Here is a 14437-nt window from a genome sequence, read left to right as displayed (position 1 = left end):
ACCGCTTGAAGCTGTCACACCCGCTAGCTATATTGAATATGTCGAACGGGTGTTCGATGAACCAGCCTCCGCAAGCTGTTCTCCGGCCCCGACGACGCTGCGGCGCCGGTCCGATGTGCGAACGAGGGAAGCGTTTGCTGTCGGACCGGCGTTGTACAAAGCAGTTGAACACGGCACCGGCACGAGAAGCGTGCGGGTGACAGCGATAGCAGGCAGTGCCGTGATCGTCTCTACAAGCACGATCACCGGTGATCAGTAGGGGAGGTGAAGATGCCGAATTCGCCCACATCGCGCCATGCGACGCCGGACATCGACCCGATCGTGGTCCGACGCAGCCGCGACCTGTTCGATCGCGCGCTGATCCTTTTCGACAACGCCGACGGGGTCGAGGACTCCGCAGAACGTTTCCGTCAGTACTACTTGACCGCGTTGCGAGCCGCGGGGGCCGTGCTCGAGATCCACGAGCCGTCGATTCGGCCCACTCGGCGTCGGCATTCGCGCAGCGCCTGGAACCGCCTGCCCATCGTGGTGCCCGAGCTCGCGGACCACGCCGAGTACTTCGCCCACCATTCGGGCATCCGCCTCGACATCGAGTCCGGACTCGTCCGTACGGTGGGTGAGACGACCCTCCGGCTCACTCGTCGGCAGGTGCTCGCGCTCCTCGATGATGTCGAGGACTTGCTCATCGCGCACGAACAGGGCAAGTTGTCCGAGCGGGAGACCAGTCCGGATCGGACGGCCTGAGGCGTGGGATTCGACGCAACCACGGGTAATGGTGGTCGGCGGATGATTCTGCTCGTATCATGAGGATTGAAGCCGTACAAGCGGCTCTTGGTGCGTCGATGACGACCGCGGACCTCCAGGGTCTGTGATCGGGGTCGGTGGAGTTGGGATAAAGGAGGGTCGGTGCCTCTTTCGGAGCACGAGCAGCGCATGCTCGAACAGATCGAAAGCGCTCTGTATGCCGAAGACCCGAAGTTCGCGTCGAGCGTCAAGCGTCGTCGTCTCGGAAGGTCCAGTGGTCGGCGTCGTCTGCAGGCGGTGGCGATCTTCGTCATCGGCCTGGTACTCCTCGTCGGCGGTCTCGTCGTCGAGGTCCGTGTCGGTGGGTTCCCCATCATCAGCCTGATCGGCTTCCTCGTGATGTTCGGCGCGGGCCTGATGGCGTTGTGGGGTGGTGACGGCCGCGGCTCCACGGGCAATCAGTCGGCGGGTGGGTCCGCCGCCAAGCAGCCGAAGGCCGGCGGGGCCAAGCGGAAGTTCTCCGAGCGCATGGAGGACCGCTTCAACCGTCGTTTCGAACAGGAGTAGACCACTCCCGAGACCGACTGATCGGTCACACTTGCGCAGAGGCCGCACACCGTAACGGTGTGCGGCCTTCGTCGTGCTCGGCCTTTGTTGCCGGCGTCGGCGTCGGTGGTGACCGGAACCGACCCGCGTGACCGGAACCGACCGGCGACCCGTGTCGTCCCGCGCGGCCCCATGGAGTCCTCCGTCGGATTCCGTCGTCGTCGCCACCATTCCCTACCCGATTCCCCACCTTCCCCCACCCGATTCCCCACCTTCCCCCACCGGCCGTCGAAAGTCGCTTCACCAGCATCTTGAGATGTCGTGAGTATCAGCAGTAACGGCGTTGTCGACCTATACACGCCGAGCGTTCGAACTTCCTGCCACCAAACATCACGGGTTTGAACTGGTCTTTTACGATCGTGTGGGGCAACCGTGGGGTGTTTGGGGTGGAAAGTGGTGGAAAGTGGGGTACTGTGGCATCACTGGGTGAGGCGGACCGGACGTCGAACCCGGTGGGGCAGGAGGTGGCGACATGTCCGTGCGATTTGTCGGCACCTACACGCCCAAGTTGGACGACAAGGGGCGACTGACGTTGCCCGCCAAGTTCCGCGACGCGTTGGCAGGAGGCGTGATGGTCACACGAGGCCAGGACCGCAGCCTGTCGGTGTATCGAGCCGAAGAGTTCGATGCGATCGCCGAGCAGACCATGGCGGCTTCGCGGAACAACCCCGAAGCGCGGGCCTTTCAGCGGTACTTCTTCGCGAGTACCGATGAGCAGCGCCCCGATGGGCAGGGCCGGATCACCCTGTCGGCCGAACACCGGACATACGCGGGCCTGTCGAAGGAATGCGTGGTGATCGGTGGTTTCGACCACCTCGAGATCTGGGATGCACAGGCTTGGCGTGATTACCAGAGTGCACACGAGGAGGACTTCTCCGCCGCGGGATCTGCTGCGCTGGATGCCTTGCTCTGAGCGGCGTCCACCAGCAGACAGACATTTGAACAGCGGATCGGGTGGGTCGAGGCCTCGGCCCGGCGCGACCCTGGCGTACTTCCCCAACGCCAGGTGCGTGATCGGGTCGAGACCCCGCCCCATCGGACACGCCGGCACAGCTGGTGCCGACGCCAGCGTCACAGGGGTCGACTCTCGCGTCGAGAGCTTCCCGAACCGCACAGTCTGAGGAGAGGGTCGGTGAACGAACGTCACGAGGAACCGGGAGAGCCCGGCGGGCGATCCCGCGGTTCCTCGCCGCGGCACCGATCGGGTGATCACGGACACCTCCCGGTGATGGCCGACCGGATGATCGAACTCCTCATGCCGGCGCTGACCGGGTCGCGGCGTGACATCGATCCGGTGGTGGTCGATGCGACGCTCGGTGCGGGAGGCCACACCGAACTCCTGTTGGATGCGCACCCCCGGGTCCGCGTGATCGGCATCGACCGTGATCGTGCCGCCTTGGCCATCGCCGAGGACCGGCTTGCGCGCCACTCGGACCGATTGGTCCTCCGCCAGGCGCGCTTCGACCAGATCGGTGACGTGGTCGCCGACCTCGACATCGATCGGATCGACGCCGCGTTGTTCGATCTGGGTGTCTCGTCGATGCAGCTCGATCAGTCCGATCGCGGGTTCGCCTACGCGGTCGACGCGCCCCTGGATATGCGAATGACCGCAACCGAGACGCTCACCGCTGCGGAGATTCTCAACACGTACTCACACGGAGACCTGGCGCGCATCCTGTCGCAGTACGGGGAGGAACGGTTTGCCGGGCGTATCGCGTCGGCCGTCGTGCGTGAACGTGAGCGCCGACCGTTCGACACCAGTGCGCGGCTGGTCCAGTTGCTCTACGACACCATTCCGGCAGCCACCAGGCGGACCGGCGGGCATCCGGCCAAGCGGACCTTCCAGGCGCTGCGTATCGAGGTCAATCACGAGCTCGACGCGCTTGAGCGCGCCTTGCCTGCTGCGCTGTCGCTGCTCCGCGTCGGCGGCCGGGTCGCGGTGATGAGCTACCAGTCACTCGAGGACAAGATCGTCAAACGAGAGTTCGTGTCCCGCACCACATCCTCATCGCCTAAAGGCCTCCCGGTGGAACTGCCGGGTTCGGCGCCGGACTTCCGGCTGGTCACCCGCGGTGCGGAACGTGCCGACGAAGCGGAGCAGGACCGCAACCCGCGATCGGCTCCGGTCCGGGTGCGGGTGATCGAACGGGTCGAGGAAAAGGATCTCCGATGACTGTGCTGCACGACACCGACGTCGCCACGCCCACCGCCGACGCCGCCGGAGAAGCAGGCGATGCCCCGCGTGCGGGTCGGGCCCGACGACGGACCGGCGAACGCACCTCGCGTGCCACCAGATCGGCTGCGGCGCAACGAGCCATCGACCGGCGCGCGAAGCGACGTGAAAGGGAGGCCCGCACCGCCCGGGTGGCCGAGCGCTCCGCTGCCAGACTCTCCGGCCGCGCCCCCTGCCCGGGTCTGCGTCACCGGATCGCATCGGTCCCATTCGTCGTCCCGATCATCGCCTTGCTCGTCGTCGGGCTCGGGCTCAGTCTCTGGTTGTCGACGAAGGCGGCCGCCGACTCCTACCGCCTCGGTGAGGAGCGACAGCAGAACCAGGCTCTGCTGGACAAGCGGGATTCCCTCAAGCGGACTTATGAATCCAGTGATTCGGCGCCGGAACTGTCCGACAAGGCTTCTCGTCTCGGCTTGATTCCCGCGAACAACCCGGCCCGGATGATCGTGAACGGCCCGGGTAAACCGCGTGTGGTCGGCGATCCGGAACCCGCGCAGGGCAAGGCGTTGCGATCGATCAATCCGCCGACCGAGCCGGACCCGGTTGCCAGTATCGACCCCGAGAAGGTCGACGACTCCCAGGGTTTGCCCGGCACCGCTGTCGGCTCCGCCGAACAGGCCGAGTCGAATGGCAGCCAATCCGCCGGAGATCAGCCGAATTCCGAACAGTCACAATCGAGTTCACCGGATGACACCGAATCCGGGGGCACGTCGACATCGCGCGCCGATAGCGAGGCCGACACGTCGCCGAGCGCCGGCGTGGTAGCACCGGCCCCGAATGTGTTGCCCACCGCCGGCAACGCGCCGAGCGCAAATTCGGCGGAATCGCGGTAAGCGAGCGGACAATTGGCAACCATGACACGTGCCGTCTTCCAGCGCCTCGACGCGGGTGGGTCCGGGAGTGGACGAGGTGGATCACGCGGTCGGGGTTCGGGCTCGGCAGGCCGGAGACCCAACCGTCCCGATTCCTTCCTCGGCCGCAGCCGGATCGCCGGGATCATCGTGATCGTGGCGGTGCTCGCGGTCGCTGTCCGGATGATCGTCGTGCACACGATCGAGGCGTCGTCGATCTCGGCGGAAGCCGCGCTGCAGCGCGAGTACACCCAGGTGCTCACCGCGAAACGCGGGGCGATCCTCGACCGCAACGGCCGGCCTCTGGCCTACACCGACGAGGCGCGGGCGTTGACGTTCTTGCCACAGGCGGTACGCAAGTCGATCGCGGAGGCACACGAGAAGGACGACGCGCTACCCGACGTGGACGAACGACTCGCCGAGATTGCCCGCGGGGTGTCTTCAGCGCTCGGGGGATCGATCGCCGAGCAGGATCTGCTCGACAAACTCAAGAGCGATGACACGTTCGTCTACCTCGCCCGCTCGGTCAGCCCCGAGGTGGCCGGCGCCATCACCTCGGAGTTCCCCGAAGTCGGCGCCGATCCCCAGGCGATCCGGCTGTACCCCGGCGGGTCGTTGGGAGCCAACATCATCGGCGACGTCAACTACGACGGCAACGGACTGATCGGACTCGAGGCGTCACTGGACTCCACCCTGGCCGGCACCGACGGCTCCAAGACCTACGATCGCGGTTCGGACGGCGCGGTCATCCCGGGCAGCACCCGCAACGTCCATCCCGCCATCAATGGCGCTGCGGTGCGCCTGACCATCGATTCGGACGTGCAATGGTTCGTGCAGAGTCAGGTCAACGCCGCCAAGGCGGCCTCTGGCGCCCAGAACGCCTCGGCGGTGGTGCTCGACGCACACACCGGCGAGGTGATCGCGATGGCCAATGACAGTACCTTCAACGCGGCGCAACCGCTCGAGGACCAGCAGGACGCCGATCTGGGCAACCGCGCGGTCACCTCGCCGTTCGAACCGGGCTCGGTGAACAAGATCATCACCGCCGCCGCGGCAATCGAGTACGGCGTCACCACGCCCACCGAGGTGCATCGGGTTCCGGGCAACATCCACATGGCCGGGGTGACCGTCAACGACGCCTGGGCGCACGGGGTGGAGCCCTACACCACGACCGGGATCTTCGGTAAATCGTCGAATGTCGGCACGCTCATGCTGGCCCGCAAGGTCGGCGAGAAGCGCTTCGCCGACATGGTCAACCGATTCGGTCTGGGGCAACGCACCGGCGTCGGCCTGCCGGCCGAGAGCGCTGGTGAGGTTCCGGCGCTGAGCCAATGGTCCGGCGGCTCTTTCGCCAACCTCCCGATCGGGCAGGGTCTGTCGATGACTCTGCTGCAGATGACCGGGATGTATCAGGCGATCGCGAACGACGGTTTACGCATACCGCCGCGAATCCTGTTGTCCGAGCAGCGTGACGGGCAACCGGTCGACGACATGACCCGGCCGGCGGGAGTGCGGGTGGTGAGTCCGCAGACGGCCGGCACTGTGCGGGACATGTTCCGAGCGGTGCTTCAGAAGGATCCGATGGGTGTCCAGCAGGGGACCGGCTACACGGGTGCGGTTGCGGGGTATCAGATGTCCGGCAAGACCGGCACCGCGCAGCAGGTCGACCCCGACTGCGGCTGCTATTCGAACTCGCGCTACAACATCACCTTCGCCGGGATCGCGCCGGCCGACGATCCGCGCTACGTGATCGGGATCATGCTCGACAATCCCAAACGCAGCTCGGACGGTTCCGGCGGCCAGTCGGCCGCGCCGATGTTCGGGACCCTCGCCTCCTGGTTGATGCAGCGTGACCGGGTGCCGCTGTCGGCCAAGCCGCAGGCGCGGCTGACCCTGCAGGCGGACTGACGGCTCACGGGTGTCCAGGCCGGCGCACGCATGTCCAGATCGGCCTCTCCGGTACACGGGGTCGGTGTGGCTGACGGTATCGTGAGTGAGTTCCGGCGTGCCCGACCCGGGTAGTGACGAGAAGATCAGCGAGGAGGCGGGAGCAAGGAGATGGCGTCGACTCGCCGTAAGCGTTCGAAGGTCGCTGCGGAGATGCTTCGGCCGACCACCGTGTCCCCGACCCCGGTGTCGGTGTTGTCGGCGTCCACCGGGGCCCGCGTGGACCTCGTCGGCACGGTACCCACAGACGTGGCGGTCACCGGGGTCACCTTGCGTGGCCAGGACGTCCACCCCGGTGATCTGTTCGCGGCGTTGCCGGGCGACCGGACGCACGGCGCCCGGTTCGCCGATCAGGCCGTTGCCGCCGGCGCGACGGCGATAGTGACAGACCCTGCGGGCCGCGCGGAGTTGGCGGGGGTGCTGGGTCCCGACGCCGCGTGCGCGGTGCTCGTCCACCCGAATCCGCGCGCCGTTCTCGGTCAGCTCAGCGCGCGCATCTACGGCCATCCGTCACGCCGCCTCAAGCTGATCGGTATCACGGGCACCTCGGGCAAGACCACGACCGCCTACATGGTGGAGGCCGCGCTGCTGGCGGCGGGTCACTCGGTCGGGCTCATCGGCACCGTGCAGACCCGGATCGACGGTGTGGCGCAACCGAGCACCCTCACCACGCCGGAGGCACCGACTCTGCAGGCCTTGCTGGCGACGATGCTCGAGCGCGGGGTGGACGCCGTGGTGATGGAGGTGTCCAGCCATGCGCTCGCGCTCGGTCGGGTGGATGGCGCGCATTTCGCGGTCGGCGCTTTCACCAACCTGTCGCAGGATCATCTCGACTTCCACGGGACGATGCGCGCGTACTTCGACGCGAAGGCCCAACTGTTTGCCCCCGGTTCGCCGACCGCGGCGGTGCGGTCGGTCATCTGCGTGGACGACGACTGGGGCCGGCGCATGGTCGAGGTCGCGCGCGGCGACCCGCGGACCGTGGACCGTCCGGGAGCGCCGGTCACCGTCTCCACCGGTCCCGTGCCGGCTCAGTGGCATGCCGGGCCCTCGACGATCGATGCCGACGGTCGCCAGCATGCACAGATCGCCGTGGCGGGTGGCGCGCACCATGAGCTGACCGTGCCGTTGCCCGGCCGATACAACGTCGCCAACGCGACGATGGCCGTCGCGATCGCGGTCGGTGCGGGGGTGCCCACCACGACCGCGGCACAGGCAATCGCCGAGGTGTCGGTGCCCGGCCGCCTCGAACGGGTGGATCGGGGACAGGATTTCCTCGTCGTCGTCGACTACGCGCACAAACCCGCCGCCCTCGAGGCGGTGATCGCGACGCTGCGGCAGCAGACCCGTGGCAGGGTCGCGGTGGTGGTCGGCGCCGGAGGCGACCGCGACACCGGGAAACGGCCGATGATGGGCGAGATCGCGGCGCGCGCAGCCGACCTCGCGATCATCACCGACGACAACCCGCGCACCGAGGACCCGGCCGCCATCCGATCGGAGATGCTCGACGGAGCCCGGTCGGTCGACGAGACCGGTGGCGCCGAGGTCCGGGAGATCGGTGATCGCGCTGCGGCCATCCGCGCGGCGACGCAGTGGGCGCAGCCGGGGGACACGGTGTTGATCGCCGGTAAAGGACACGAGACCGGACAGGAGATCAACGGGGTGAAGCATCCGTTCGACGATCGCGTGGTGGCCGCCGAGGCACTCGACTCCATACGAGCGTCCACCGGCGCCGAGGACTCGTGATGGCGCCCACGGTGTTGGTGGCGCCGGCCCGAGGCGGAGTCGAGGACGTGCGCGTGATGTTGCGTGACCTGGTGCAGGCCGCGGCCACTGCCCGCACGTCCGCCGACGGGGTCCGTACGTGGGCCGTCCTCGGCGAACTCACGGTCAGCGGCGAGACGTCGGAGAACGAGCGTGTGATCGAGCACGACCGCATCGGTCGCCAGGCTGTCCGTCTGGCAGTCGACAAGACCTTGTGCGTGGGAGAATCGCGCGCGGTGCGGGCGCTGCATCAGGGCGCGGTGATGGAAGGCTCCTGGGGAGACGAGGTGCGTATGGTCGCGACTGCCGACGAGGCCGGTGCGGTGCTCGCCGAGGACTCCGGGTGGCGGCCCGGGCCCGATGACGTGATCCTCGTGGCAGGCGCCGACCCGGCCGTCACGGCGCTCGCCGGGATCTGGCAGGAGGGCCGGGTATGAGCCGGCAAGTCGTGTGGGGGACCGTGCGGCGGGGACAGATGACGACGGACGAGAGGCAGTGACGAGCGTGACAGGGGACCGACTCCTCGAGCAGACGACTGCGGTCAGACGGGAAGCAGGCAGGTTGACTGGGGGACTCATGGCGCCCGGGCAGACTGGGATGCGCCGGTGACCCAGATCCTGATCGCGGGCGGGATCGCGTTGGCGGTGTCGATCCTGCTGACGCCGGTCTTGATCCGGCTATTCACCCGACAGGGCTTCGGCCAGGAGATCCGCGTCGAGGGCCCACAGAGCCATCAGACCAAGCGTGGCACCCCGTCGATGGGTGGCGTGGCGATCCTGGTCGGCCTGTGGGCGGGTTACTTCGGTTCTCACCTCGTGGGCCTCTTCACCGGCGGCACGGGCGTCACTGCTTCCGGCCTGCTGGTCCTCGGGCTCGCGACCGCCCTGGGCGGAGTCGGCTTCCTCGACGACATCATCAAGATCCGCAAGCACCGCAATCTGGGGCTCAACAAGACCGCCAAATCCATCGGGCAGTTCGCCGCAGCGATTCTGTTCGGAGTGCTCGTGCTGCAGTTCCGCAATGACGCGGGCTACACCCCGGCCAGCACGAACCTGTCCTACGTCCGCGACATCGATGCGATCTCGATGTGGTCGGCGGTCTTCGTGGTGTTCTGCTGGCTGGTCGTCGCCGCCTGGTCGAACGCGGTCAACTTCACCGACGGTCTCGACGGCCTGGCGGCCGGTTCGATGGCGATGGTGCTGGGTTCCTATGTGCTCGTGACGTTCTGGCAGTACCGCAACGCATGCACGGGGGGACCGAAGACGACACAGGAGATCACGCCGGGCTGCTATGTGGTCCGCGATCCGCTCGACCTCGCGCTGATCGCGGTGGCCGGTGGCGGGGCCTGCCTCGGCTTCCTGTGGTGGAATGCGGCGCCGGCCAAGATCTTCATGGGCGACACAGGATCGCTGGCTCTGGGCGGCATGCTGGCCGGGTTGTCGATCACGACGCGCACCGAACTGCTCGCCGTGGTGATCGGCGCGCTGTTCGTGGCCGAGATCGTGTCGGTGGTCATCCAGATCGCGTTCTTCCGGACCACCGGTCGCCGTGTGTTCCGGATGGCCCCGTTCCATCACCATTTCGAACTCGGCGGTTGGGCGGAGACGACGGTGATCATCCGGTTCTGGCTGCTCACCGCCATCGCGTGTGCGCTCGGCCTGTCCCTGTTCTACAGCGAGTTCCTGGCCGTCAGTGGCTGAGCGCGCCGACATCGACGTCGCCGCCATCGCCGGTACCGGCGTGTTGGTGGCGGGTGCCGGGACCGCCGGCCGGTCCGCGGCACATCACCTCATCGCCATGGGCGCGGAGGTGACCGTGGTCGACGCCCGGTTCGCCGACCAGATCGACGACGAGCTCACCGCCGCCGGCGTAAACCAGATCGCGATCGACGCATTGGCCGATGCCGACGGTGGGCTTGATGCGTTCGAACTGGTGATCGTGTCACCGGGTTTCGCGCCGACGCACCCGCTGATCGCCCGGCTACACGGCTCCGGGTTGCCGGTGTGGGGTGAAGTGGAACTGGCGTGGCGGATCGACCGGGCAGGTCTGCTCGGTCCGCCACGCACCTGGCTGGTGGTGACCGGCACGAACGGGAAGACCACGACCACCTCGATGCTCGCCGACATCGTCACCGGTGCCGGTCGCGCCGCCGCGGCCTGCGGAAACATCGGCCTACCCGTCCTCGACGCCATGAACCGGCGTCCGCGGGTCGACATCCTCTGCGTCGAACTGTCGTCCTTCCAGTTGCACTGGGCACCCTCGGTGGCGCCGGAGGCGGGCGTGGTGCTCAACGTGGCGGAGGACCATCTCGACTGGCACGGGTCCTTCGACGCCTACGCGCACGCGAAGGCCAACGCATTGCACGGAGCCGTGGGGGTGGTGGGTCTCGATGATCCGATCGCGTCGGGGCTGCCGGTCGTCGGCCGCCGAGTTGGCTTCACCCTCGGCCCACCCGGGCGCCATGGTGAACTCGGTGTGCGCGACGGCATCCTCGTCGACCGCGCATTCGGGCCCGATGACTCGTCGCGAGACCTCATCGAGGCGTCGGCGATCCACCCGCCGGGGCCGTCCGGGGTGGCCGACGCGTTGGCCGCCGCATCGTTGGCGCTGGCCGCGGGTCTGACGCCAGACCAGGTGGCCTCGGGCCTGCGGCAATTCCGTCCGGCCGCCCACCGCGGGGAGATCGTGGCGACGGCGGCGGGTCTGGACTACGTCGACGACTCCAAGGCGACCAATCCGCACGCCGCCCACGCCGCGATCCTCGGCCATCGCCGGGTGGTGCTGGTGGCCGGTGGGCTGCTCAAGGGTGCGGCCGTCGACGACATGATCCGCGACACCCGGGACCGACTGGCCGGTGTCGTGGCCATCGGCCGGGACCGAGACTTGATCGTCGAGGCGATCGCGCGACACGCCCCAGAAGTCCCAGCAGTCACAGTGTTCACAGGGGACGATGGGCGGGTGACCGTTCAGCACGCTTCTGCGACCCCGGTGAGCGACCGCACCGCGGATTTCCCGGCGATCATCACGGCGGATTCCCGACCCTTCGGAGGGTCGGTCGAGCCCGCGGGCGCGGTGATGACCCGCGCGGTCGAGGTGGCCACCCACCTCGCGACACGTGCCGTCGATCGCCCGGACGCGGTCCTGCTGGCGCCGGCAGCCGCATCGCTGGACATGTTCGCCGGATACGGTGCCCGCGGCGACGCCTTCGCCGACGCGGCCCGGGCGTTGCCGGACGCCCGACGGGCGGGCGGGTCGTCGCAGTGAGCTCGCCGACCGAGCAGGCGTCGTCGGCCGGTCGATCCCAGTCGACGACACGATCCGATTCCCGGTCGACGTTCGAGGGCTCCTGGCCGGCCGCCGTGGTCGAGGCCATCCGCAATCTGCTCTCGCGACCGTTGGCGTCGTACCACCTGATCCTGACCATCGCGTTCCTGTTGACCGCGTTCGGTCTGGTGATGGTGCTCTCGGCCTCCTCGGTGGAGGGCTATTCGAAGCAGGGATCGGCCTACGGGCTGTTCGCGACACAGGTCATCTTCGCGCTGCTGGGTCTGTTCGGCTTCTACGTGATGGTGCGGCTACCGGTGCGGCTGCTGCGTCGAGTGGCCGCACCGCTGATCGTGATCACCACGGTCCTGCTTGCGCTCGTGCTCGTCCCGGGTATCGGTACGCTGAGCCAGGGCGCCCGGCGCTGGTTCGTCGTGGGCGGTTTGTCGGTGCAGCCCTCGGAGCTGGTGAAGGTGGCGCTCTGTGTCTGGGGTGCCCACCTGCTCGCGTCGCGGCGCCGGGAGAACGCATCGCTGAAGGAACTGCTCATCCCGCTGCTGCCGGTGTCATTGCTGATCTGTGTGTTGATCATCCTGGAACCGAATCTGTCCACCACCATCACCATCGCGATCATCGTCGGTGCGTTGCTGTGGTTCGCCGGCCTGCCGGTGAAGGTGTTTCTCTCCTTTGCCGCCGTCGGCGCCGCGCTGGCGGTGGTGCTGGCGTTGGTCGAGGGCTACCGGTCGCAGCGAGTGATGAGCTTTCTCGGCAGCATCGACGACCCGCAGGGCGCAGGCTATCAAGCCCGGCAGGCGACGTTCGCCCTGGCCAACGGTGGTGTCTTCGGCGTCGGACTCGGCCAGAGCCGTGCCAAATGGAACTATCTGCCCAATGCCCACAACGACTTCATCTTCGCGATCATCGGTGAGGAACTCGGACTGGTCGGCGGATTGCTGGTGGTGCTCCTGTTCGCGATCCTGGCCTTCATCGGCTTCCGGATCGCGGCGCGATCGGTGGACCCGTTCCTACGTCTGATGACGGCCACCGTCACCGTGCTGATCACCGCGCAGGCGTTCATCAACATCGGCTACGTCATCGGGTTGTTGCCGGTGACCGGTATTCAGCTGCCTCTGCTCTCGGCCGGCGGTACATCGACGTTGACCGTGCTCGCGATGCTGGGCCTGCTGGCCAACGCCGCGCGACACGAACCCGAGGCGGTGGCGGCGCTCGCCGGCGGCGAACGTGGCAGGTTCGGGAGATGGCTGCGGGTGCCCGCTCCGGTGCCGTACCGGCCCAGTCGTGCCGACGCACTGCGCGACCGGCTCGACCGGCAGCGGCCCGAGCGGGCCCGTCGAACGCCGTCGGTGACTGCGGGTGCGACGGTCTGGTCGCGGTTGCGGCCCGGCGGTGCGCCCGAGCCCGGCGCCCCGGCCGATCGGCGTCAGGCGGGACGCAGCCGGGCACCGCGCACCTCCGCCGTCCGGGTCGACTACCGTACGGGGTATTCCGGCAGCCGCGGCAGCGGTGATCGCGCATCGGCCGGCTCACGCACACGCGGTGGGCCGAACCGTCGGGGAGCCGACAGTGCCGGCGCGGATAACGCGTGGGGCAGCCGGTCGGGATCGGCCGGCCCGTGGGCGTCGGCGCGACGCGGCCCCGGCGCCCGGCGCTGACACCGATCGAGATCCCGCTGTCGGTCGACGTGTCGCGGCACCGACCGTGGGGCCGGACCGCGGGGACATGCGCAACCGCGGGGGCACCGGCGAACGACGACGTGAACGTGAATGGAGTGGGGCAGCGGTGAGTGCTGAGCGAGGTCGGTCGCGGTCGGATCGACCACTGTCGGTGGTGGTGGCCGGAGGCGGGACCGCCGGACACATCGAACCGGCTCTCGCCGTGGCGGACGCGGTGACCCGGCTGGACCCCACGGCTCAGGTGACGGCGCTGGGCACCACCCGTGGTCTGGAGACGACGCTGGTCCCCGAACGGGGCTACCAACTCGAACTCATTCCGCCGGTGCCATTGCCGCGCAAGCCCGGGATGGAACTGGCCAAGACGCCTGCGCGGCTGGTCGGTGCGGTCTCGGCGACCCGATCGGTGCTGGCCGCGGTCGGCGCCGACGTGGTGATCGGGTTCGGCGGCTACGTGTCGCTGCCCGCGTACCTCGCGGCCCGCATGCGGGTGCGGGGCCGCAGCCGGCTGCCCATCATCATCCACGAGGCCAATGCGAGTGCCGGGATCGCGAACAAGGTCGGCGCCCGGTTCGCCGATCGGGTGATGGCCGCGGTGGCCGGCTCCGGTCTCGAGGCCGAGGTCGTGGGCATCCCGGTACGCGGGGTCATCACCGAACTCGACCGTCCCGGGCTGCGCGCCAAGGCTCGTCACTATTTCGGTCTCGACGCCGATGCGCCGACGCTGCTCGTCTTCGGCGGCTCACAAGGCGCCCAGCGACTCAACGACGCGGTCGCCGGCGCGGCCGGGGCGTTGGGTGACGCCGGTATCGGTGTCCTGCACGCCTACGGGCCGAAGAACTCGATCTCTCCGGTCTCGCCGCCGGGGGCGCCGCCCTATCGCGGGGTGGGCTACCTCAAACGGATGGACCTCGCCTACGCCGCCGCCGATCTGGTGATGTGCCGGTCCGGCGCGATGACCGTCGCGGAGATATCGGCGACCGGCCTGCCCGCGATCTACGTCCCCTTGCCCCACGGGAACGGGGAACAGCGACTCAACGCCCTGCCCGTCGTCGACGGCGGCGGTGGGGTATTGGTCGACGATGTCGACCTGACGTCGGACTGGGTTGCCCGCGAGGTGCCGGCCATGCTCGCCGACACCGATCGGCTGTCGGCGATGTCGACCGCGGCCGGCCGTACCGGCCACCGCGATGCAGCCGACGCCGTCGCGACCGCCGCGCTCGAGCTCGCCGCCCGCCGTCGCTCGGGTTCGTACCGGGCGCGTCTGCGAACCGCGTTTCGTTCGCCCGCATCACCGGACGAACGGTGACAATGAGCAGAGGACTGGACGTGACCGG

12 protein-coding genes are annotated in these 14437 nt (G+C 68.3%); all 12 read left to right on the top strand.

Annotated elements, in window-relative coordinates:
• Positions 1-270 precede the first annotated feature (270 nt).
• Positions 271-744 (top strand): SAV_6107 family HEPN domain-containing protein, encoded by a 474-nt coding sequence (locus L1892_RS08860; RefSeq protein WP_235723223.1) that lies wholly within the window; start codon positions 271-273, stop codon positions 742-744.
• A gap of 162 nt (positions 745-906) precedes the next feature.
• On the top strand, positions 907-1311 hold the full coding sequence (locus tag L1892_RS08855) for an SCO2097 family morphological protein (RefSeq protein ID WP_235723222.1): 405 nt from the start codon (positions 907-909) through the stop codon (positions 1309-1311).
• A gap of 511 nt (positions 1312-1822) precedes the next feature.
• Positions 1823-2263, top strand: coding sequence for a division/cell wall cluster transcriptional repressor MraZ (gene mraZ / locus L1892_RS08850; protein WP_235723221.1), 441 nt, complete (start codon positions 1823-1825; stop codon positions 2261-2263).
• A gap of 312 nt (positions 2264-2575) precedes the next feature.
• Positions 2576-3523 (top strand): 16S rRNA (cytosine(1402)-N(4))-methyltransferase RsmH, encoded by a 948-nt coding sequence (gene rsmH, locus L1892_RS08845; RefSeq protein WP_308191683.1) that lies wholly within the window; start codon positions 2576-2578, stop codon positions 3521-3523.
• A complete protein-coding gene (gene ftsL, locus L1892_RS08840; protein ID WP_235723220.1) occupies positions 3520-4416 on the top strand; it encodes a cell division protein FtsL in 897 nt (298 codons plus the stop codon). Before rsmH ends, ftsL begins: the two co-directional genes overlap by 4 nt.
• 21 nt (positions 4417-4437) lie before the next feature.
• The gene (locus L1892_RS08835) at positions 4438-6342 is read left to right on the top strand and encodes a peptidoglycan D,D-transpeptidase FtsI family protein (RefSeq protein ID WP_235723219.1); all 1905 of its coding nucleotides are present in this window, start codon (positions 4438-4440) and stop codon (positions 6340-6342) included.
• Positions 6343-6492: 150 nt separating this feature from the next.
• Positions 6493-8127, top strand: coding sequence for a UDP-N-acetylmuramoyl-L-alanyl-D-glutamate--2,6-diaminopimelate ligase (locus tag L1892_RS08830; protein WP_235723218.1), 1635 nt, complete (start codon positions 6493-6495; stop codon positions 8125-8127).
• The gene (locus L1892_RS08825) at positions 8127-8582 is read left to right on the top strand and encodes a UDP-N-acetylmuramoyl-tripeptide--D-alanyl-D-alanine ligase (RefSeq protein WP_235723217.1); all 456 of its coding nucleotides are present in this window, start codon (positions 8127-8129) and stop codon (positions 8580-8582) included. Before L1892_RS08830 ends, L1892_RS08825 begins: the two co-directional genes overlap by 1 nt.
• A gap of 168 nt (positions 8583-8750) precedes the next feature.
• Positions 8751-9845, top strand: a complete 1095-nt coding sequence (mraY, locus tag L1892_RS08820) for a phospho-N-acetylmuramoyl-pentapeptide-transferase (protein ID WP_235723216.1) — start codon at positions 8751-8753, stop codon at positions 9843-9845.
• Complete coding sequence (murD, locus tag L1892_RS08815; RefSeq protein ID WP_235723215.1) at positions 9838-11409, top strand: UDP-N-acetylmuramoyl-L-alanine--D-glutamate ligase; 1572 nt, start codon at positions 9838-9840, stop codon at positions 11407-11409. The genes mraY and murD overlap by 8 nt, the downstream gene beginning before the upstream one ends.
• A complete protein-coding gene (gene ftsW, locus L1892_RS08810; protein WP_235723214.1) occupies positions 11406-13082 on the top strand; it encodes a putative lipid II flippase FtsW in 1677 nt (558 codons plus the stop codon). The genes murD and ftsW overlap by 4 nt, the downstream gene beginning before the upstream one ends.
• Before the next feature lie 67 nt (positions 13083-13149).
• Positions 13150-14409 carry an undecaprenyldiphospho-muramoylpentapeptide beta-N-acetylglucosaminyltransferase gene (murG, locus tag L1892_RS08805; RefSeq protein ID WP_372474987.1) on the top strand — a complete coding sequence of 420 codons (1260 nt, stop codon included), beginning with the start codon at positions 13150-13152 and terminating at the stop codon, positions 14407-14409.
• Positions 14410-14437 lie beyond the last annotated feature (28 nt).

The sequence above is a fragment of the Gordonia tangerina genome, assembly GCF_021556435.1.
GTDB classification, from domain to species: domain Bacteria; phylum Actinomycetota; class Actinomycetes; order Mycobacteriales; family Mycobacteriaceae; genus Gordonia; species Gordonia tangerina.
This window is presented reverse-complemented; position numbering and strand designations above follow the sequence as displayed.